This is a genomic window from Roseovarius indicus (assembly GCF_008728195.1).
GTDB lineage: Bacteria > Pseudomonadota > Alphaproteobacteria > Rhodobacterales > Rhodobacteraceae > Roseovarius > Roseovarius indicus.
This window is the reverse complement of sequence record NZ_CP031598.1, coordinates 3,356,323-3,376,354: the sequence shown is the minus strand read 5'-3', so window position 1 is coordinate 3,376,354 and position 20,032 is coordinate 3,356,323. Positions and strand designations below refer to the sequence as shown.

Genomic DNA, 20,032 nt, shown 5'->3' with positions numbered 1-20,032 from the left:
CGCGGCGCCTATCCCGGCGCCGCGCTGGACGTATCAGATACGCTCGACCGTCACGTCGGCGCTGGAATAGAAGGCGATATGATCCCTGATGCGATCGACGTCCGGTTTCGGGTCGTCATAGCTCCAGGCCGCGTTCTTCAGGGTCTGGCTTTTGGTGACGATGGAATAATAGCTGGCATCCCCCTTGTGCGGGCAATGGGTGGTGTGGTCGGTCTCGTCGAGGAAGGCCATCGCGATATCGCCACGGGGGAAATAGATCACGTCGGTATGGCCGTCTTCGCTGAGCACCAGCGCGTTGCGGCTTTCCACGAGGATGGCGCCGCCTGCGCGAACGGTCCAGGTGCCTTCGGCCTTGCGGATCTTGATTGTGGTCATGTCGTTACTCCCTCCCCGATGTTCCCTTTGTCTTCCGGTCTCTTATACCGATTTGCCCGGCCCGTGTGACACCAATGTGTCACAGGGGTGCGGTTGCGGCTTCGAGCCACGCGCGCGCGGCGCCGGTCAGCCGTGGTCCGATCTTTTCGCGGCACTCGGCATGGTAGGTGTCGAGCCATGCGCGCTCGGCCTCGGTCAGCATCGCGGTCTCGATCAGGCGCCGGTCGATGGGCACGAAACTGATCGTCTCGAAACACAGTTTGCCGGACTGGTCACCGCCCGGGAGCCTCTCGGCCTCGGTCACGACAACGAGATTCTCGATGCGGATGCCGAAGGCGCCCTCGCGGTAGTAGCCCGGTTCGTTCGAGACGATCATGCCGGGCTCCAGCGGCACTTCGCCGGCGCGTGACAGGCGCTGTGGCCCTTCATGCACGCAAAGGTGCACGCCAACGCCGTGGCCGGTGCCATGGGCGTAATCCTGATCGGCGAGCCAAAGCGGGTAGCGCGCCAGCACGTCGAGGTCGCGGCCCGCGAGCCCCTTGGGCCAGCGTACGCGGCTCATCGCGATCATGCCCTGCAAGACGCGGGTGAACGCCGCGCGCTCGTCGGCACCGGGCTTGCCCACGGGCAGGGTACGGGTGATGTCGGTGGTTCCGTCGAGATACTGCCCGCCACCGTCGAGCACCAGCAGATCGCCGTCTTGAAGCGTGCGGTTGGTTTTCTCGGTCACCCGGTAATGGGCCAACGCCCCGTGGGGGCCGGAGCCCGCGATGGTGTCGAAGCTGATATCGAGCAATTCGTTGGTGGCGCGGCGTTCGCCCTCGAGCCTGGTGACCACGTCGATCTCGGTGATCGTGCCGGCGGGCTGGTCGTCGTACCACGCGAGGAACTGGCAGAGCGCGGCGCCGTCGCGGATATGGGCGGTGCGGGTGGCGGCGATCTCGGCTTCGGTCTTGCGGGCCTTGGGCAGGATGCACGGGTCGTCGCCCCAGACGAGCGGCACGGCGGCCTCTTCCAACTGCCTGGCGACCCAGAGCGGCACGCTCGACTTGTCGAGCCGTACCGGGCCGGTAAGGCTATTGAGGCCCGGGCCGAAGGCATTGGCGGGGCGGATCAGGACGTCATCGCCCAGATGCGCACGCAGCTCGTCATCGAGTTTCGCGGCGTCGACATAGAGTGTCAGTTGGCCGGTGTCGTGCAGCACGGCGAAGGCATGCGGCACCGGGTTGCGGGGGATGTCACTGCCGCGGATGTTGAGCAGCCAGGCGATCGAATCGGGCAGGGTGAGCATGGCGGCTTCCTGTCCGGCCGCCTTCAGATCGGCGGCGAGGCGGGCGCGCTTCTCGCCATGGCTCTCGCCTGCCAGTTCTTCTGGATAGATGCGGATGGCGCCCTGCGGCGGGGCGGGCCGGTCGGGCCAGATGCTGTCGATGAGGTTGGCGCAGGGGCGCAGGGTGATGTTGCTGCCGGCCAGGCCCTTTTCGAGCGTCTCGATCTGTTCGGGGGTATAGAGCCAGGCGTCGAAGCCTATTTCGCCGCCGTCCAGGTTGTCCTTGAGCCATTGAGCGGGTTTGACCTCGGGCCAGTCGACCGGGGTGAAATGGCTGGTATCGACCTGGGTCTTGACTTGCGCGCGGTAGCGCCCGTCGACGAACACGCCCGCGACGTCCTGCAGCGCGACGCAGAAGCCCGCCGAACCGGTGAAGCCCGTCAGCCACGCCAGCCGATCGTCGCAGGGGGCCACGTATTCGCCCTGATGCGCGTCGGCGCGGGGCACGAGGAACCCGGCCAGCCCATCGGCGGCCATCGCCTCGCGCAGGGCGGCGAGGCGCGGCGGCCCCTGTTCAGGGCTGGCGGTGTCTTGAAAGCTCTGGAACATGATCGGCCCCCGGGCGATTGCGTCAGCTTGACATTGCTAAGGGAGGGGCAGGGCAAGATCAATGCGGTAATCCCCTGCCGCCACGGCGCATGGAAGGAAAGGTGCGGGATATGAGTATTTCAGGCAAGATGAAGGCGGGCACCGCGCCAGGCTTCATCTTGCCCTAAATATTCCCGCCGGAGGCATCCGACCGTGAGGCCGGGCGCCGTCAGCTGGCCTTCTTGATCCCCATGACGCGGGCTCGGGCGCGCGGGTCGCTGTCGAAGAGCGCGGCAAGCTGTTCCGTCATGGCGCCGGCCAACTGGTCGGCATCGGTGATGGTGACCGCGCGGTCGTAGTAGCGCGTCACGTCGTGGCCGATGCCGATGGCGAGCAGTTCGACCTGCTTGCGCTTCTCGACCATGGCGATCACGTCGCGCAGGTGCTTTTCGAGATAGTTTGCCGGGTTCACAGACAGGGTGCTGTCATCGACCGGCGCGCCATCCGAGATCACCATCAGGATCTTGCGCTGTTCGCGGCGGTTGACGATGCGGCGGTGGGCCCATTCGAGCGCCTCGCCGTCGATATTCTCTTTCAGCAGCCCTTCCTTCATCATCAGCCCGAGATTGTTGCGGGTCCGGCGCATGGGGGCGTCGGCGGACTTGTAGATGATGTGGCGCAGGTCGTTGAGGCGGCCGGGCAGTTGCGGGCGGCCTTCGTTCAGCCACGTCTCGCGCGATTGCCCGCCTTTCCACGCGCGGGTGGTGAAGCCGAGGATCTCGACCTTCACCTGGCAGCGTTCCAGCGTTTTCGACAGCACGTCGGCGCAGATCGCGGCGATCGAGATCGGGCGGCCACGCATGGAGCCGGAATTGTCGAGCAGGAGTGTCACGACGGTGTCGCGGAACTCCATGTCCTTTTCGATCTTGAACGAGAGCGGTGTCGTCGGGTTGGCGACCACGCGGGCCAGCCGGCCGGCGTCGAGGATGCCTTCCTCGCGGTCGAACTCCCACGAGCGGTTCTGTTGCGCCTGAAGCCGGCGCTGCAGCTTGTTGGCGAGCCGCGAGACGGCGCCCTTGAGCGGTTCGAGCTGCTGGTCGAGATAGGCGCGCAGGCGCTCGAGCTCGACCGGCTCGGCAAGGTCTTCGGCCGCGATCTCCTCGTCGAAATTGGTGGAGTAGACGGCATATGCCGGATCGGCCTCGGAATAGGGTTGCGGTGCCGGGGGCTCGAGCGGGGCCTCGCCCTCGGGCATCTCGGTTTCGTCGCCCATCTCCTCGTCGGCCATGTCGTCCATGCTGACCTGGGCCTGGGCATCGTCCTGCTGTTCTTCCTGGCTTTGCTCGGGGTCGGCGTCGGCCTGATCCTCGTCGCTCTCGTCCTGGCCGGTGCTGTCGGGCTGTTCCTCTTCCTGCGCTTCCTGATCGGCCTCGTCCTGATCCTCGTCATCGGGCGCGTCGGGGTCGTCGCCCAGTTGGTCGCCATATCCCAGATCCTTGATGATCTGGCGGGAGAAGCGGGCGAACTCGGTCTGGTCGGCCAGCTTGGCCTGCAGGTCGTCGAGCGTGCCGCCGGCGTGATCCTCGATGAAGCCCTGCCAGAGCTGCATGACGTTGTCGGCGGCGCGCGGCAGGGTGCGGCCGGTGGCGAGGTGGCGGATGAGGTAGCCCGCCGCGACGGGCAGGGGAGCCTCGGACGGGTCCTTGATCTGGTCATAGCCGCGGCGCAGGGCCTCGGCGCCGATCTTGGCGTCGATGTTGCCGGCCGTGCCGGGCATCTCACGCGCGCCCATCGCCTCGCACCGGGCCGATTCCATCGCGTCATAGAGCTCGCGCGCCATCTCGCCCGCGGGGGTGTAGCGCGCCGAGACGCTGGAATCGTGGAACTTGTGCCGCAATGCCAGCGCGTCGGCAGTGCCGCGGGCCTGAAGGACCTCGTCCTTGGTCATGCGGCGGCTGATCTGGGGCAGGCGCATCGCCTCGCCCGTCAGGCCGGCCGGATCGACGGAATAGGTCACCGAAAGCTCGGGGTTGTCGGCGAGCACCTTGGTCGCCTCGGCCAGCGCCTTCTTGAAGGGATCGGCAGGGTTGTCGGACTGTGCCATTAAGCGCGCCTTACGCATCGTGTTCGTGGTCAGGAGCAACCTAGTGGGATTGCACCGGATTGACCAGTGGGGGCGATGCGATTCCGGGGCAGGCGGGGTTTAGAGGATCATGCGGGTGCAGGTGTCGATCCGGCGGGCCATGTCGGCGCGGGCGCTTCGGGCGCGGTGGTCATCCTGGTGGTACTGGGCCCGGCTGAGGAGGCCTGCGATTTCCGTCCAGCCATAGGCGCGCCAGCGCTTGGTGGCGCTGGCATCAATTCCCGTCTCCGAGACATGGGGCAGAAGCGCGTCGAGCAGATCCTCGAAGCCGTATTGTTTCTGGCGGGTTTCCAAGGATTGGGGGTCGTGGACGGCGCCCTGCCGCGTGGCGAGGGCCTGAAGCCGGCCGGCGCATGTGGCGAAGGCCTGAGCCTGTTCCATCGGGGAAAGCGTGCCCGCAGTGGCGGAGGAGATGCCTGTCATTGTCAGAAACGCCACCACCGCCGGGGTGATCGTTTTTTGCCTCATGTGACAAGATTATGAATATGTATATACCCTGTCAATACGGTGGATATACAAGATGAGCGACTGTTGCGGATGCGTTTGGCGGGTGAGAAGCAGATACACCGGGTCAATGAAGCGATTGGACGTTTACGCATTCTTAGCCCTGAGATTGCAATGCTGATGGAGGCGGACTACAATTTGAAGCAATTCAGGAGCAGCCAGAATGGCAGACGACGCGGATAATCACACGATCAAGCTTTTGCAGGAAATGCGACGCGAGATTTCGGACCGGTTCGATGACGTCGATACGCGCATCGACGGGGTGACGCATATTTTGACCCTGATGGCTGGCCACTCTCATGATCTGGATGCGCGGATAGAAGCGCTCGAAACAACCGTCGGGCCGGGCAAAGGATGACGTTCGGTCGCCGGTCGGGTCGAGACCCGATATGATCAGTTTTCTGGAGTGAAAAGCGTGTCGCAGTCCCCCGTCGTTTCGGGACGGGGAAGCGACGCGGACCCGCCATCAAGCGCGGTGTTCATATCGGCTTCGGAAACGCCGCGCGAGGGTAGGCCTGCCCACCCCTCCACAGCTTTCTCAAGCAGTGCCGCATTTGCGCGAAACGCGTCTTTGCGAGGGCCGTCATCGATCGCTTCCGCAGCGCGCCGATATATGTCGCCGCAAAATGCCAGGGCTTCGCGTATTTCGACCTTGGAGGGCTCTTCCCCCAAGGTCGGGAATGGCCAGATCGCTCCAGCCAAGCCTGCAACGATAAGCCGCCCGGCGATCACCCCAGGCTGACGCTGGCCGCGCTTTCCGGCAGTTCCTCGTCGAAGCAGCGCTGGTAGAACTCGGCCACGGTCTGGCGTTCGAGCTCGTCGCACTTGTTGAGGAAGGTCAGGCGGAAGGCATAGCCCACGTCGCGGAAGATGTGGGTGTTCTGTGCCCAGTTGATCACCGTCCGCGGGCTCATGACCGTCGAGAGGTCGCCGTTCATGAAGGCGGTGCGGGTCAGGTCGGCCACTGTCACCATCTGGCTGACCTGCTGGCGGCCATCCTTGGTGTTGAAGAGCGGGTTCTTGGCGAGAACGATGTTGGTCTCGGCGTCGTGGCTGAGATAGTTCAGCGTCGCGACCATCGACCAGCGGTCCATCTGTGCCTGGTTGATCTGCTGGACCCCGTGGTAGAGGCCCGTGGTGTCGCCCAGGCCCACCGTGTTCGACGTCGCGAAGAGGCGGAAGCAGGGATGGGGCGTGATGATCTCGTTCTGGTCGAGGAGTGTCAGCTTGCCGTCATGTTCCAGCACGCGCTGGATGACGAACATCACGTCGGCGCGGCCGGCGTCGTACTCGTCGAAGACGATGGCGACGGGGTTGCGCAGCGCCCAGGGCAGGATGCCCTCGTGGAATTCGGTCACCTGCTTGCCGTCGCGCAGCTTGATGGCGTCCTTGCCGATCAGGTCGATCCGGCTGATGTGGCTGTCGAGGTTGACGCGCACGGCGGGCCAGTTGAGGCGGGCCGCGACCTGTTCGATATGGGTCGATTTGCCGGTGCCGTGGTAGCCTTGGATCATCACCCGGCGGTTATGGGAGAAGCCGGCGAGGATCGCCAGGGTCGTGTCGGGGTCGAACTTGTAGGTGGTGTCAAGCTCGGGTACGCGGTCGGTGCGCTCGGAAAAGCCCCGTACGACCATATCCGTGTCGATGCCGAACACGTCACGAACCGAGATCTCCTCGGTCGGCTTGGCATTCGTGTCAATGGTTCCATCCGCCATGGTTCGGGTCCTCTGGGTTCGGGTCGTGCATTTCGCAACGTGGTGCAACATAAAGCCGGAAAGGGCAAGGGGTAGGGGAAGTTTTGCTGGACGTGTCAGTGATCTGCCTTACCGTAGGTCGAAACGAGTTGGTGAGTGATGTCGTCTGAGCTTCAGGAAATCGAGGATCTGATTGCGCGAATGGCCCTGAAAGACCGGGCGGCGTTCCGCAATGTCTACTCCCGAACATCGGCGAAACTCTTCGGTGTGGTTCTGCGTGTCTTGGATGACCGGGCCGAGGCGGAAGACGTTCTACAGGACGTTTACGTGAAGGTCTGGAACAACGCCGACCGATACCGCGCCAATGGCCTGAGCCCGATGACATGGCTCATTTCCATCGCCCGCAACGCGGCCATCGACCGGAAACGGCGGGCCCGACACTCGACCAGCGGTGATCTTCTGACCGCCACTCTGGCCGATCCTGCGCCGGGGCCGGAGACAATGGCGATTCAGTCGTCCGAAAGGGACCGGCTGGATGGCTGTTTCGGCGAGCTGGACCAGCGTCATGCCGACGCTGTCCGGCGTGCCTACCTGGACGGCGACACATACGCCGAACTGGCAGAGCGGTACAACGTGCCGCTCAACACGATGCGAACCTGGCTGCGACGCAGCCTGTTGAAACTGAGGGAGTGCCTGTCTCGATGAGCGGCACAGCGTCAGACCCGAACGACGACGTCGTTCTTGCAGGGGAGTACATCCTCGATCTGCTGTCTCCGGATGAGGCGGCGGCGTTCGAGGCGCGCCTTGCAACCGAGCCCGGCCTGCGGCGGCTTTGCGCCATCTGGGCCGAGGAATTCTCGGGGTTCGCGGACGAGGTCGACCCGGTTTCTCCGCCGGACGACGTGCTGGAGCGGGTCGAGATGCGCCTCTTCGGATCGAGCGAGCGCGAGGGCCGCCCGGGACTTTGGCAGCGTTTCGGCCTGACCGGCCTGGCTGCGGCCGTTCTGGCCGTGCTGCTGTTCGTGTCCTCCGATTTTCTCGACCAGGGCCCGGTACCGCCGGAGGCGCCGGCCTATACGGCCGAGATTGCCGCCGAAGACCGGAGCCTCGTGATCGAGGCAGCCTATGATGCCGACGCCGCCGAACTGTATCTCGAACGGCTTTCCGGCGCGGCTGCGCCCGGCCGATCGCTGGAGCTCTGGCTGATTGCCGGGGACAACGCGCCGGTCTCTCTCGGCGTGCTGCCGGAGGATGACCGGGCCGTCTTCACCGTGACGCAGGAGCTGCAAAACGCCTTGTCCGGCGGGGTGTTGGCGATTTCCGACGAACCAGAAGGCGGCTCGCCGACCGGGGCGCCAACAGGCGAGGTTCTGGCCACCGGCGCGATCACGGATGCGTGAGATCGTACGTTTTCAACCTTCTCTCTGAAACTCCTGCCGCGAGCCTGCCGTGGGTAGTCGCATGTTTCGGGCAATGACGCCCGCTACAACAGAGAGGAGATACACAATGTTCAACAAGACACTTGTCGCAGCTACCGCCGTTGCCACCATGAGCGCCGCCGCAGCATTCGCCGAAAACCCGATGGTCGGGGGCGCGCCGATGTATGCTGACAAGAACATCGTGGAAAACGCCGTCAACTCGGCCGACCACGAGACCCTTGTCGCGGCCGTCAAGGCTGCCGGTCTTGTCGACACCCTGTCCAGCGAAGGCCCGTTCACCGTGTTCGCGCCGACCGACGCGGCTTTTGACAAGCTGCCGGCCGAGACGCTCGAGGCGCTGATGCAGCCGGCCTACAAGGACAAGCTGACCGAGATCCTGACCTGCCACGTGGTGTCGGCTGACGCGATGTCGACGGCCATCAAGGGTATGGTCGACGACGATGGCGGCATGCACATCGTGCCCACCGTCGGCGGCTGCGAGCTGGAAGCGCGGTACCAGGGTGACAACATCATGCTGACCGACCAGCGCGGCCAGACGATCAACGTGACGATCGCCGATGTCGATCAGTCGAATGGCGTGATTCACGTCGTCGACACCGTGATCCTGCCCGGCGAAGGCTGAGCCCGATCACCGAATTGTGCAGGGCGGCGCTCTTGCTGTGCCGCCCTGCAACCCGCATCTTTGGACAGGCAACGACCAAAGGGAGGATACCCCATGAACCGCCGAGGCTTTATCACCATGATCCTGATGGGCGGCACGGCTGTTGCGGTGACGTCGATGGGCGAAGCGAGCTCGGCCTCGGGGAATTTCGAAGTCACCCGGACCGAGGCAGAATGGCGGTCGATGCTGACCGACCTGCAATACAAGGTCATGCGGCAGGAGGGGACCGAGCCGGCCGGCAGCTCGCCGCTCGACAAGCAGTATTCCGAGGGCACGTATCACTGCCGGGGCTGCGACCTGGCGCTTTACCCGTCGGACACGAAATTCGACAGCGGCACGGGCTGGCCCAGCTTCTATCGGCCACTGGACAACGCGGTGGAAACCAAGCGCGACTTCAAGCTGATCTATCCGCGTACCGAGGTGCATTGCCGCCGCTGTGGCAGCCACCTGGGCCATATCTTCAACGACGGCCCGCAGCCGACCGGCAAGCGGCACTGCCTGAACGGCGTGAGCCTGGTGTTCAAGCCGGCCTGACGGCGCATCCTTCGCAACAGCATGACAACGGTCGCCGGTTCGGGCGGCCGTTTTTCGTTTCGGGCCTGCGGCGGCGGCCCGTTTCCGACCTGCGGGTCGCGAACGGAGGCGACAAGCCCCGTTTCCGGGCGCATCCGAACAGAAAAGCAGCAATAAGACAGGCCGCAGATGTTCGAGCGCCGCATACCCGAATGGCTTCGCCATGCCCCAGCGCCGTCGATGCGCGGCTTTGCCATGCTGGCGGGGGCCGAGGCGGTGGCACGTGGCATGCTGGTCTCGGTTTTCCCGGTGGCGATGTACCAGGCGATGGGCGATGCACAGGTCGTCTCGGAAATCTATTTCCTGACCGGGGTCCTGTCGCTGATCGCGGGGCTGCTCGTGCCGTGGCTCAACCGGTTCATTCCGCGCCGGTGGCTGTATGCCGGGGCCGGTACGCTTTTCCTGTCCGGCGCGCTTCTGGCGGCCACGGGGGGCACGGGCGTCGTCGGGGGGCTGGTGATGGTCACGGTGGCCACGGTGTCGCTTTTCGTCTGCTTCAACGCCTACGTGCTCGACTATGTCGAACGCGCGGAGCTGGGCCGGAGCGAAACGCTGCGGATGTTCTACGGCGCGCTTGGCTGGACCATCGGCCCGGTTGCGGGCGTGACGCTGATGCAGTGGTGGGCGCCGGCGCCGTTTCTGGTTTCGGCGGCGGCGATCTGCGGGTTGCTGACGCTGTTTTTCATCATGCGGCTCGGCAATGGCAAACTGATCACCCGGGCGCGACGGCCTGCGGCGAACCCGCTGCGCTATCTCGGCCGGTTCTTTGCCCAGCCACGGCTGGTGGTGGGGTGGAGTTTTGCCGTCATCCGGTCGTGCGGGTGGTGGGCCTACGTGGTCTACCTGCCGATCTATGCGGTCGAGAGCGGGCTCGACCCCCAGACCGGCGGTTTCATGATGTCGGCCACGAATGCCACGCTGTTTCTGACCCCGGTGATGCTGCGATGGATGCAGCGGCGCACGGTGCGTATCGCGGTGCGCACGGGCTTCGCCTGTGCCGGGCTGCTGTTCTTCGCGGGCTGGGTGCTGGCGCCGACGCCGCCCTTCGCGCTGGCGGCGCTGTTCTGCGCGTCGGCTTTCCTGGTGTTGCTCGATATCTGCGGCGGGCTGCCGTTCCTGATGTCGGTGAAGCCGTCGGAGCGCACGGAAATGTCGGCGGTCTATTCCAGCTTCCGCGACGTGTCGGGGATCCTGACGCCGGGCGCGGCCTGGCTGGTTCTGCTGGTGGCGCCGGTGTCGGGCGTGTTCGCGCTGGCCGGGCTGGCGCTTGGCGGGTGCTGGGGGCTGGCGGCCACGCTGCACCCGCGTCTTGGCGCGCGCCGGGTGGGGCAGGAGCCGGAGCCGGTTACCCCCTAGGGCCCTTTTGCGGGCCTATTTGAAGTTCCGGCTCGGCTTGATCTGGTCCCAGGCCCAGACGACCTGTTGCAACTGTTCTTCCTGGCTGCGGTCGCCGCCGTTGATGTCAGGGTGAAGAACCTTGATCAACGCCTTGTAAGCCTTGCGAATATCCGCCTTCGACCAATGATCCTCGGCCTCGAGAATCTCGAGGGCTCGGCGCTCGGTCGGGGGCAGTTTGCGCTGGTTCGTGCGGGTCTTGCCGGGGTTCTGCGTGGCGTTGCCGCCCAGGACCTGGTGCGGATCCTCGATGCCCAGCCGGGCCCAGGCGCGCGCCTCGGGGTCGTTGAACGCCTTGGTCTGACGTTCCCAGACCTTGTCCTTCGACATCTGGGCGTTCATCTCGGCCTCGGTCGTGCCGTCGAAGAAGTTCCACGTGTTGTTGTATTCGCGGACGTGGTCCTTGCAGAACCAGTAGAAGTCATCCAGCACGTCGGGCGCCTTGGGCGCACGATACTTGCCGGGCTCGTTGCATCCCTCTTTCTCGCAGACGCGGGTTGAGGTCTCGGACGCACCCGACATGCCCCGCCGGCCGCGGGGGTTTTTCTTCTTCGAGGCACCGACTGAAATATCGAATCCGAATGGGTCACTCTTGGACATGGGCTTCCCTCTGCGAGTCAGATCGGAGAGTTTAGATTATTGATCGGCAAATTGAAGAGGGCAGTTGGTAAAAATACCGTCGAGAGGCGATAATTCGCGGGTGACGATGCACCCTGCGCCGGGTTAGCGGCGAGGGCTGTCTTCTTCATCGTCCGCGGGCGCCTCGGTGGTCTCGTCCTGGTCCTCGTCGGTGTCCGGATCATCGGTTTCGGCCGGTGCGTCATCCCCGGGCTCGTCTGGCGTGTCATCGCCACGGACGGGGGTGTCGTCATTGGCGGCGCGGTCTTCTGCTTCCAGAACGGCAGGGTCTTCGGCGGGTGTTTCCACGTCCTCTTCGACGACATCATGCGCCACCGCATCGACGACAGGGGCCCTGCGCGTGAATGCCAGTTCTTCCTCGGTCGGCGGGCCGCGGCGCGCGGTGAGCGACGGCACGGGGCGTTCCTCGGACCCTGTGCCCCTGGCCTCGCGCCGGAAGACAAGCACGCTGCGGTAGATCGTGGCGGTCGAGGTCAGCCCCTGGCGTTCCTCGCTGGGCAGGATATCGGCGCGCAGATATTCCCAACCCTGCGCCGCCATTTCGTTGATCGCTTCTTCGAGCCCGTAGGCGAAGCGCGCTTCGGCGCCTTTGACACCCGGGGCCTTGCGACCTTTCGCGGGGGCCGGGATTACCTTGTATGTATAGCGCGTCATGCCGCCTGCCTTTGCTGAAATGCGGCGTGCATCCTAGCGGTAAAGGCGCTCAGTGCAAGGCTTACTCGGCGGGATGCGGCCGTGCGGCGGGAACGGCGTTCAGCGCGCGGTTCGTGGCAAGCGCGCCCACGGCCATCGCGGCCACCGCGAGGATGGCAGCCATCGACAGCGTGGGAATGCCCGAGAGGCCCGCACCGACGGTGCAGCCGCCGGCGATGACGCCGCCGAAGCCCATCAGCGCACCGCCGGCAAGGTAGCGGCCGGTCTCTGCCGGGGTGCTGAAGCTTTGCCAGCGGAACCCGCCCGAGAGCAGCGCCGCAGCCAGCCCGCCGAGCAGAACCCCGCCGACAAGCCCGACGCCGAACCCTGCCGGAATGGCGGTGGAGGCCACGGTGAAGAACAGCGACTCGGTCATGGTCGAGGTGAAGGCCAGCGATTCCATCGCGATCGGGTCGAAATCATCGTAGAGCAGGAAGCCCGTGCCGACCCATCCTAGCGGCACCAGCAGGCCGATCAGGGCGGCGAGCGCCAGCATGACGGGACGATTGCCGGAGCGCAGGGCGAAAAGCAGCGCCGCCGCCGCTATGACCACGGTCCAGATCAGCGGATTGCCGGGAAGGGCCGCGCTGTCGACCGGAAGCGTCACCGAGCCGAGTGTCGTGCGCAGCGGCGACAGCACGCCCTTGAGGGCGGCGTGGGCGGTGATGGCGAAGATGACCACGACCGTGAGGGCGCGGAGGTTGCCCGAGGCGGTCAGCACCGTGAGGCGCGAAATGCAGCCGCGCGTCAGCACCATGCCGACACCGAACATCAGCCCGCCCACCACGATTGCGAGCGCCGGCATGTCGGCTGCCATGAAGCGGTGGTCGCCGAAGTCGATCCAGCCCTGTGCGACGGCCGCCTGCGTGCCCAGAACGGCCACGGCCAGCGCCGTCAGCCAGACACCGGCGGCCTGTTTGCGGTCTTCGCCGACCAGCGCGCGGCGCAGGCAGAAGCGGGTGATCTGTGCCAGCGCCCCGAAGGCAAGGCCCAGGGCGAGCGCGAACCAGACAACCGCCTGCGGGGCGGTGAGGGTTTCGAAACCGAATTCTTCAAACATGGCAGCCTCGGTGGATAGGAGGAATTTTTTCCCATGTGTCGCGGATTCCGGTGTCGATCAAGTATTCTGACCTGTGAATATCTCGGATGTTTCGGGAAATCGTTCTGTTGGTCGGGTGGCAAAGGAACACTTTTCCAGATGCAGACGCATGCTGGGCTGAACGTTTTCCCTGCGCCTCGCGTGGCGCGACGGAGTTCTTATTTGCGGGTCTGGCGATTTAACGGCCTCGAATGCGCGGGTCGAGCGCATCGCGCAGCCCGTCGCCGAGATAGTTGACCGACAGCACCGTGAGGGAGATCGCCAGCCCCGGCCAGAAGACCCGCTCGGGGTAATCCTGCAGGTAGACGGTGGCGTCGTTCAGCAGCCGGCCCCAGGTGGGGAAATCCGGCGGGAAGCCGAGGCCGAGGAAGCTGAGCGCCGACTCGGTGATGATCGCGTTGGCGATGCCCAGCGTGGCCGAAACCATGATCGGCGAAAGCACGTTGGGCAGAACGTGGCGGGTGATGAGGTGGAAGTTGGTCGTGCCGATCGAACGGGCGGCAAGGACGAACTCCCGCTCCTTCAGGGCCAGCACGTCGCCCCGCACCACACGGGCCGTGGGCATCCAGCTGGTCACGCCGATGGCGAAGACGATCAGGATGAATATGCCGGTCTCGGGCCCGAAGGTGGTGCTGAGCGCCTGCCGGAAGAGCATCACCATCACCAGCAGCAGCGGCAGAAGGGGCAGCGAGAGGAAGAGGTCGGTGAGCCGCATGAGCGGGCCGTCGAGACGGCGGAAGAAGCCGGCCAGCACGCCGATCAGGCTGCCAAGGCCAAGGGCCAGCAGCATGGCCGTCAGCCCGACGGCGATCGAGGTCTGACCGCCGGCCATCATCCGGGCGAAGGTATCGCGGCCCAGCTGATCGGTGCCGAAGGGATGTGCCAGCGACGGCCCCTCGTTGCGGGCACGGATGTCGATATAGGTGGGGTCGATCGTCCAGACGAGCGGGCCGAGATAGACCACCACGATGATCAGCAGGAATATGATACCGCCCGCCAACGCGCCGCGGTGGCGCTTGAACTGATCCCAGACATCGCGCCATTGGCTATGCGGCGGAGCGGTGGGCTGCGGATCGGAGAGCGCGCCCAGCGGGGTGGGGGCCGGGGTTTTGGGCTGGGGTGTGTCGGGTTTCGGATCAGTCATAGCGGATCCTCGGGTCGAGCAGGCCGTAGAGTAGGTCGGCCACGATGTTGAAAAGGACGATCAGCACCGCCAGCATGAAGGTGACGGTCTGCACCATCGGCAGGTCGTTGGCCTGGATGGCCGTGATGAGAAGCTGGCCCAGCCCGTTCACCTTGAAGATCTGCTCGGTGATGATCGCGCCGCCGAAGATCTGAGGCACGCCGAGGGCGATGACGGTAATCACCGGGATCATCGAGTTGCGCAGGACGTGAACCATCACCACGATCCGCTCGGACAGGCCCTTGGCGCGGGCCGTACGCACGTAATCCTGGTTGAGGTTGTCGAGCATCGAAGCGCGCATGAAGCGGGAGATCTGGGCGGTGGTCTGTAACGCCAGCACCATCACGGGCATGACCATCTGCTTGAGCTGGACCACGAAGGTCTCCCAGTCGACGACGCGGTGGGTGGTGTCATAGATCGAGGGCAGCCAGCCCAGCTGGACCGAGAAGATCACGATGACCAGCACGCCGGAGAAGAAGGGCGGGACGGAGTAGCCGACCATGGTGACGAAGGTGCCGACCTGGTCGAACATGGAGTACTGGCGGTAGGCCGAGTAGATGCCGATGGGCAGGGCGATCAGCACGCCCACCACATAGGCCATCGCCACGACCCAGATCGTCTGGGGCATCCGTTGTACGACGATATCCATCACCGGCGAGCGGGTCTGCCAGCTTATGACGCGCTGTTTCTCGGCGGCGAACTCGGTGCCGAAGAGGTGGTCGGTCAGCACCATGGGTTCGACGACGAAGAACTGCCAGAGCCACTTGCCGAAGCGGATATGCGTGGGCTCGCCCAGCCCCAGCGCCTTGCGCATCTGGGCCTTCACCTCCGGCGGCACCGTCAAGGGCACCTGCGCCATCGGGTCGCCCGGCGCCAGCTCGAGCAGAAGGAAGATGACGAGCGCGATGAACAGCAGCGTCGGAACCGACAGGATCAGCCGGCGGATCGTATAGGTCAGCATTCAGCCCGGCACCCCCTGATAGTCGCCGTTCACCGGGCGCGCAGGTATCCTCCGCGCCCGGACATGGCAAGCGATCAGTTGGTTTCCTTGCGGTACCAGTCGGCCGCGTTCCACAGCTCGCTGTCCCAGGTGTTGAGCACCACGCCACCCAGGCTGTTGGAATGGGCCGAGACCCGGCCGCGGTCGACAAGCGGGATGATCACGTATTCCTGCATCAGCATGTCGTTCATCGCCTTGGCAAGCTCGGCGCGCTTCTCGAGCTCGCCGGTCTGCTGCATCTCGTCGACGAGGGCGTTGTATTCCTCGTTGCAGAAGCGCGGCATGTTGTTGCCCTGCCACTGGTTCTCGGGCGCCGGGATCTGGTCGCAATGCCAGTTGGACATATACGCCTCGGGGTCGGTGCCGTCGAAGTTGTTGGCGTACATCTCGACATCCGCGAAGAACTTCTGGAACGTGTCCGGGCTGCCCGGGTCGCCGCCGAAGAAGACGCTGGAATCGACGTTGCGCAGCTCGGTTTCGACGCCGAGTTCCGACCACCACTGCTTGATCAAGGCCTGGAAATCCTGCCGCACGGCGTTGGTCGAGGTCTGGAACAGCATGGATAGCTCCACCCCGTCCTTGTCGCGGATGCCGTTGCCGTTGGTGTCGGTCCAGCCAGCCTCTTCCAGAAGGGCCTTGGCGCCTTCGATATCCTGCGTCTTGCACGCGTCATTGGCGGTCGAGGCATAGACCTCGGGCGCCGGCAGCACGTTGCAGGTCACCCGGCCCGCGTCGCCATAGCCGATCTCGACCAGCAATTCGCGGTCGATGGCCATCGACAGTGCCTGTCGAACGGCCTTTTCGGTCAGGAAGGGGTGGGGATGGTCGAGCGTCGCGCGGCGATCGCCGAGATCGGGCGAGGGGTCGGTCTGGTTGACCATGATCCGTTCGACCAGCGTGCCGAAGCCCGACACGATCTGGCCCTTGCCGGCCGATTGCATGTTGGCCAGCACGTCGGGTGCCAGTTGCAGGTTCCAGGCGTAGTCGAACTCGCCCGTTTCCAGCACCGCGCGGCCCGCCGCCGTGGCATCGCCGCCGCCCTTCAGGACGACCGACGCGAAGGCCGGCTTTTCAGGGTCGCGGTAGTTGTCGTTGGCCTCGAGCGTGATGACGTCATTGGGCCGGAAATCGGTGACGACGAAGGGGCCGGTGCCGATCGGGTTGAAGTTCTGCTCGGTGCATTCGGGCGCCTTGGGGCCAAGGCAATCGGCGAATTGCGCCTTTTGCAGGATGGGCGACTGAGCGCCCACGAAGGCGGTGTAGGGGAAGGGCTTGGGGTTTTTGAACTTGACCACCGCCGTCAGCTCGTCCGGCGTCTCGATGCTTTCGATGCCGCCGTATTTCTCGATCTGGGCACAGCCGCCGCCCTCGGCGGTGCAGTATTCCCAGCTGAACTTGACGTCTTCCGAGGTGACGGGCGAGCCGTCGGACCACACCAACCCCTCGCTCAGCGTCCAGGTGATCGAGGTCAGGTCTTCGGACACGCCGCCGTTCTCGACGGTGGGCACCTCGTCGACAAGCCACGGCACCATCGCGCCGGTTTCGTCGTAACGCGCCAGCGGCTCGAGCACGAGGCTTGCGGCCTCGAGATCCTTTGTGCCGCCCGACAGGTACGGGTTCATGATCGAAGGGGCCTGCCAGTAGATGATGCCGACCTGGCCGTCGGAGCCGCGCTCGGCCTGCGCCATGGGCGCCAGGGCGGCGGCGGCAATGCCCCCGTAGAGAAAGTTTCTGTATTTCATTTCGATTCTCCCATGATGGACGATGTATCGTCTCTTCTGCGGAACTCGACCCACTACCAGGGCGCGTCCCGTTCTTCTTGGTTCGCGCCCTGATAGTGACGCAGACAACGCGAATATCAAGAAATTCCGCGCGACCGCCCCCTACGTCAGCGATTCCGTGCAAGGCGACGGGGCGCAAAACAGAACCTCCCGCGCGGGGCGGGAGGTCGTGATCGTGTCAGATTGTCGGGGCGGGGCTGCCTACTTGCCGGCCGGGGCGATGATCATGATCATCTGCCGCCCTTCCATCTTGGGCATGTTCTCGACCTTGCCGACGCCTTCGACATCGCCGGCGACGCGGTGGAGCAGCTCGCGGCCGAGGTCCTGGTGGGCCATCTCGCGGCCGCGGAAGCGCAGGGTGACCTTCACCTTGTCGCCGCTCTCGAGAAACCGCATCACGTTGCGCATCTTGACGTCATAGTCATGCGTATCGGTGTTGGGGCGGAATTTCACCTCCTTCACCTCGATGACCTTCTGTTTCTTCCGCGCTTCGGATTCGCGTTTCTGTTGCTCGTACTTGTACTTGCCGTAGTCCATGATCTTGCAGACCGGCGGCGTTGCGTTCGGAGAGATTTCCACGAGATCGAGTTCGGCCTCGTAGGCCAGGTCCATAGCCTTTTCTGGGGTCACCACGCCAATATTTTCACCCTCCGGGCCGATAAGCCGGATTTCGGGTGCTCGGATCTTTTCGTTGACGCGGGGGCCGGTGTCGCGCGTCGGGGGCGCGTTATGGGGTCTGCGGGCTATGGCTTTGTTCCTTCGTGTCGTGATTGTTTGAGTGCGCAAGGTAGCGTCCCGTAAGGGGCGTTTCAAGCTGCAAAATCAGCGGGTCGGGGCCGAAAGCGGGTCGCTTTCCCCTTGTGCCTTTTCTGATAGAATTGTCATGTAGATACTTGGAAATAGAAAGCCGCCGCTCGCGGGGGCTGCCACTGTTGAGGGGAACGATCATGCGAAACCTGCTTTGGATCATCATTGCGGTTCTGGTTATCGGCGGCGGGTACCTGCTTTTCACCGGGAAATCGGTGCAGGAGGTGCTGGGCACGGCCGACGAAGCGGCGACCGAGGCTGCCGAAGAGGCAAGCGAGGCTGCTGACGCCGCGGGCGAGAGCGCCGAGGAAGCCGCCGAAGCGGCCGAAGCCGCATCGGAAGAGGCGACGGACACCACCGAAGGCATGGCCGAGGAGGCCGCCGAGGCGCTGGACGAGGCCACTGAAGCGGCAGAAGACGCTGCGGCAGACGCGACCGAGGCGGCCGAGGATGCGGTCGATACTGCGGAAGAAGCCGTGGAAGACGCCGCCGCGGCCGTCGATGACGCGGCGGACAATGCCGTGGATGACGCGTCTGAGGCTGCCGAGGCCGCAGAGGATGCCGCGGGCGACGCGATGGAGGCCACGGAAGAGGCCGCCGGTGACGCGGTCGAGGCGACCGAGGACGCCGCGAACAACGCCATGGAGGCCGCGGAAGGCACGGCCGACGCGGCGGCTGAAGAGGCGGGCGACGCGATGGAAGCTGCCGAAGACACTGCCGGTGATGCCGCCGAGGCAACCGAAGAGGCGGCAGACGACGCGGCGGAGGCCACGGAAGAAACCGCCAGCGACGCGGCTGAGGCCACCGAAGAGGCCGCAGAGAGCGCGGCCGAGACGGCGGATGATGCGGCGCAGGCCACCGAGGACGAGATCATCGAGATCACCAACGACACGGCCGAGGAAGCAGAGCAGGCAGCCGAGGAAGCCATGGAAGCCACAGAGGACGAAGCGGCCGACACCGCCGAGGCCACGGAAGAGGCGATGGAAGAGTCGATGGACACCACCGAGGGTGCCGACACCGGTGCATCGGCGGATGCGGCCGCAGAGGTCGGCGTCGAGGGTGCCGACGCCGAGGAGCTGTTCACGGTCGATGGCTTCAATCTCGACCGGGCGGTCGAGATGATCGAGGCGTCGGATCTCGACGCGATCCGGCGCACGGTGCTGATCGAGACCCTGCGCGAGGCTGCGGGCAACCCCGAGCAGCTTGAAACCGCGCTGACCGCGGCCCGCGAGGCGCTGGGTCTCTGAACCCGGGACAGATCGACAGAAACGAAACCCGCGCCGGAAAGTCCGGCGCGGGTTTTTCATTTTTAAATCAATATGGTTGCGTCTGGATCTTAATCCAGAAAGGCTTTCTCGACCACGTATTCCTTCGGGTCGGAATTGGCGCCTTCGCGCAGGCCGTATTCCTCGAGCATTTCCTTCAATTCGAGGTTGAAGGCGAGGTTTCCGCAGACCATCGCGCGGTCGGTTTCGGGGCTGAGCGGCTCGACGCCCAGATCCTCGAACACCTCGCCCTTGCGCATCAGGTCGGTGATGCGGCCCATCTTGGCGCTCTCCTCGCGGGTGGTGGTGGGGTAATAGCGCAGCTTCTCGTGGAAGCCTTCGCCGATCAGTTCGGCCAGCATCTCGTCGGAGCGGATCGACTCGATCAGGTCATGGCCGTATTGCAGCTCGCCCACCTCGCGGCAGGTGTGGGTGACGATGACCTCGTCGTAGTCCTCGTAGGTCTGCGGGTCGCGCAGGAGCGAGGCGAAGGGGGCAAAGCCGGTGCCGGTGGCGAAGAACCAGATCCGCTTGCCGGGCAGCAGCGCGTCATGCACCAGCGTGCCGACGGGCTTGGGCCGCAGGATGATCTGGTCGCCCGGCTCGATATGCTGCAGGCGAGAGGTGAGCGGGCCGTCCTGCACCTTGATCGAGTAGAATTCCAGCTCGTCATCCCAGGACGGCGAGGCGATGGAATAGGCGCGCAGCAGGGGCTTTTCCTTGCCGGTCTTCTCGTCTTTCTGCATCAGGCCGATCATCACGAATTCGCCCGAGCGGAATCGCAGGCTGGCGGGGCGGCTCACACGGAAGGAAAACAGCCGGTCCGTCCAGTGCTTTACTGAGGTCACGGTCTGCGCGTCGGGCAGGGTGGGAACTTTCACGGCCTTGGCTTCGGTCACGGTCACTGTCTCGTTCATGAATGC

At 64.8% G+C, this 20,032-nt stretch carries 20 protein-coding genes; 7 read left to right on the top strand and 13 right to left on the bottom strand.

Features of this window, described 5'->3' with window-relative positions; translation table 11 throughout:
* Nucleotides 1–33: 33 nt before the first annotated feature.
* From RIdsm_RS16100 to RIdsm_RS16085, 4 genes are all read right to left on the bottom strand, one after another.
* Nucleotides 34–375: a DUF427 domain-containing protein gene (locus tag RIdsm_RS16100; protein ID WP_057818584.1), complete on the bottom strand. Its 342-nt coding sequence runs from the start codon at nucleotides 373–375 to the stop codon at nucleotides 34–36.
* 79 nt (nucleotides 376–454) lie between these two features.
* Nucleotides 455–2,254 (bottom strand): aminopeptidase P family protein, encoded by a 1,800-nt coding sequence (locus RIdsm_RS16095; RefSeq protein WP_057818582.1) that lies wholly within the window; start codon nucleotides 2,252–2,254, stop codon nucleotides 455–457.
* Between the two features lie 208 nt (nucleotides 2,255–2,462).
* Nucleotides 2,463–4,337 (bottom strand): cobaltochelatase subunit CobT, encoded by a 1,875-nt coding sequence (gene cobT, locus RIdsm_RS16090; RefSeq protein ID WP_057818580.1) that lies wholly within the window; start codon nucleotides 4,335–4,337, stop codon nucleotides 2,463–2,465.
* Nucleotides 4,338–4,436: 99 nt separating this feature from the next.
* Nucleotides 4,437–4,844: a hypothetical protein gene (locus tag RIdsm_RS16085; protein ID WP_057818578.1), complete on the bottom strand. Its 408-nt coding sequence runs from the start codon at nucleotides 4,842–4,844 to the stop codon at nucleotides 4,437–4,439.
* Nucleotides 4,845–5,043: 199 nt separating this feature from the next.
* Here RIdsm_RS16085 and RIdsm_RS16080 point away from each other — a divergent pair, with 199 nt between their 5' ends.
* On the top strand, nucleotides 5,044–5,238 hold the full coding sequence (locus RIdsm_RS16080; RefSeq protein WP_057818576.1) for a hypothetical protein: 195 nt from the start codon (nucleotides 5,044–5,046) through the stop codon (nucleotides 5,236–5,238).
* A 370-nt stretch (nucleotides 5,239–5,608) separates the two neighbouring features.
* On the opposite strand, the gene cobS is transcribed toward RIdsm_RS16080, so the two are convergent.
* Nucleotides 5,609–6,595: a cobaltochelatase subunit CobS gene (gene cobS, locus RIdsm_RS16075; protein WP_057818571.1), complete on the bottom strand. Its 987-nt coding sequence runs from the start codon at nucleotides 6,593–6,595 to the stop codon at nucleotides 5,609–5,611.
* A gap of 138 nt (nucleotides 6,596–6,733) precedes the next feature.
* On the opposite strand from cobS, the gene RIdsm_RS16070 reads away from it, so the two are divergent.
* From RIdsm_RS16070 to RIdsm_RS16050, 5 genes are all read left to right on the top strand, one after another.
* Nucleotides 6,734–7,279 (top strand): sigma-70 family RNA polymerase sigma factor, encoded by a 546-nt coding sequence (locus RIdsm_RS16070; protein WP_057818569.1) that lies wholly within the window; start codon nucleotides 6,734–6,736, stop codon nucleotides 7,277–7,279.
* Nucleotides 7,276–7,974, top strand: coding sequence for an anti-sigma factor (locus tag RIdsm_RS16065; RefSeq protein ID WP_057818566.1), 699 nt, complete (start codon nucleotides 7,276–7,278; stop codon nucleotides 7,972–7,974). Before RIdsm_RS16070 ends, RIdsm_RS16065 begins: the two co-directional genes overlap by 4 nt.
* Nucleotides 7,975–8,080: 106 nt before the next feature.
* The gene (locus tag RIdsm_RS16060) at nucleotides 8,081–8,635 is read left to right on the top strand and encodes a fasciclin domain-containing protein (RefSeq protein ID WP_057818565.1); all 555 of its coding nucleotides are present in this window, start codon (nucleotides 8,081–8,083) and stop codon (nucleotides 8,633–8,635) included.
* 93 nt (nucleotides 8,636–8,728) lie between these two features.
* Nucleotides 8,729–9,208 carry a peptide-methionine (R)-S-oxide reductase MsrB gene (gene msrB, locus RIdsm_RS16055; protein ID WP_057818563.1) on the top strand — a complete coding sequence of 160 codons (480 nt, stop codon included), beginning with the start codon at nucleotides 8,729–8,731 and terminating at the stop codon, nucleotides 9,206–9,208.
* A gap of 168 nt (nucleotides 9,209–9,376) precedes the next feature.
* Complete coding sequence (locus tag RIdsm_RS16050) at nucleotides 9,377–10,603, top strand: MFS transporter (protein ID WP_057818561.1); 1,227 nt, start codon at nucleotides 9,377–9,379, stop codon at nucleotides 10,601–10,603.
* A gap of 15 nt (nucleotides 10,604–10,618) precedes the next feature.
* Here RIdsm_RS16050 and RIdsm_RS16045 read toward each other — a convergent pair whose 3' ends face one another.
* The 7 genes from RIdsm_RS16045 to infC form a co-directional block, all read right to left on the bottom strand.
* Nucleotides 10,619–11,242 (bottom strand): J domain-containing protein, encoded by a 624-nt coding sequence (locus RIdsm_RS16045; protein ID WP_057818559.1) that lies wholly within the window; start codon nucleotides 11,240–11,242, stop codon nucleotides 10,619–10,621.
* 123 nt (nucleotides 11,243–11,365) lie between these two features.
* Complete coding sequence (locus RIdsm_RS30525; protein ID WP_236553363.1) at nucleotides 11,366–11,935, bottom strand: DUF4177 domain-containing protein; 570 nt, start codon at nucleotides 11,933–11,935, stop codon at nucleotides 11,366–11,368.
* A 61-nt stretch (nucleotides 11,936–11,996) separates the two neighbouring features.
* A complete protein-coding gene (locus RIdsm_RS16035) occupies nucleotides 11,997–13,034 on the bottom strand; it encodes a YeeE/YedE thiosulfate transporter family protein (RefSeq protein ID WP_057818557.1) in 1,038 nt (345 codons plus the stop codon).
* Nucleotides 13,035–13,251: 217 nt separating this feature from the next.
* Nucleotides 13,252–14,217: an ABC transporter permease gene (locus RIdsm_RS16030; RefSeq protein ID WP_057818555.1), complete on the bottom strand. Its 966-nt coding sequence runs from the start codon at nucleotides 14,215–14,217 to the stop codon at nucleotides 13,252–13,254.
* Nucleotides 14,210–15,217 carry an ABC transporter permease gene (locus RIdsm_RS16025; protein ID WP_057818553.1) on the bottom strand — a complete coding sequence of 336 codons (1,008 nt, stop codon included), beginning with the start codon at nucleotides 15,215–15,217 and terminating at the stop codon, nucleotides 14,210–14,212. The genes RIdsm_RS16030 and RIdsm_RS16025 overlap by 8 nt, the downstream gene beginning before the upstream one ends.
* A gap of 74 nt (nucleotides 15,218–15,291) precedes the next feature.
* Complete coding sequence (locus tag RIdsm_RS16020) at nucleotides 15,292–16,998, bottom strand: peptide ABC transporter substrate-binding protein (RefSeq protein ID WP_057818551.1); 1,707 nt, start codon at nucleotides 16,996–16,998, stop codon at nucleotides 15,292–15,294.
* 240 nt (nucleotides 16,999–17,238) lie between these two features.
* Nucleotides 17,239–17,823: a translation initiation factor IF-3 gene (gene infC, locus RIdsm_RS16015; RefSeq protein ID WP_338049620.1), complete on the bottom strand. Its 585-nt coding sequence runs from the start codon at nucleotides 17,821–17,823 to the stop codon at nucleotides 17,239–17,241.
* A 161-nt stretch (nucleotides 17,824–17,984) separates the two neighbouring features.
* Here infC and RIdsm_RS16010 point away from each other — a divergent pair, with 161 nt between their 5' ends.
* Entirely contained in the window at nucleotides 17,985–19,091 is a 1,107-nt protein-coding gene (locus RIdsm_RS16010) for a hypothetical protein (protein WP_057818549.1), read from the top strand.
* 89 nt (nucleotides 19,092–19,180) lie between these two features.
* Here RIdsm_RS16010 and RIdsm_RS16005 read toward each other — a convergent pair whose 3' ends face one another.
* Nucleotides 19,181–20,026, bottom strand: coding sequence for a ferredoxin--NADP reductase (locus RIdsm_RS16005; RefSeq protein ID WP_057818547.1), 846 nt, complete (start codon nucleotides 20,024–20,026; stop codon nucleotides 19,181–19,183).
* Nucleotides 20,027–20,032 lie beyond the last annotated feature (6 nt).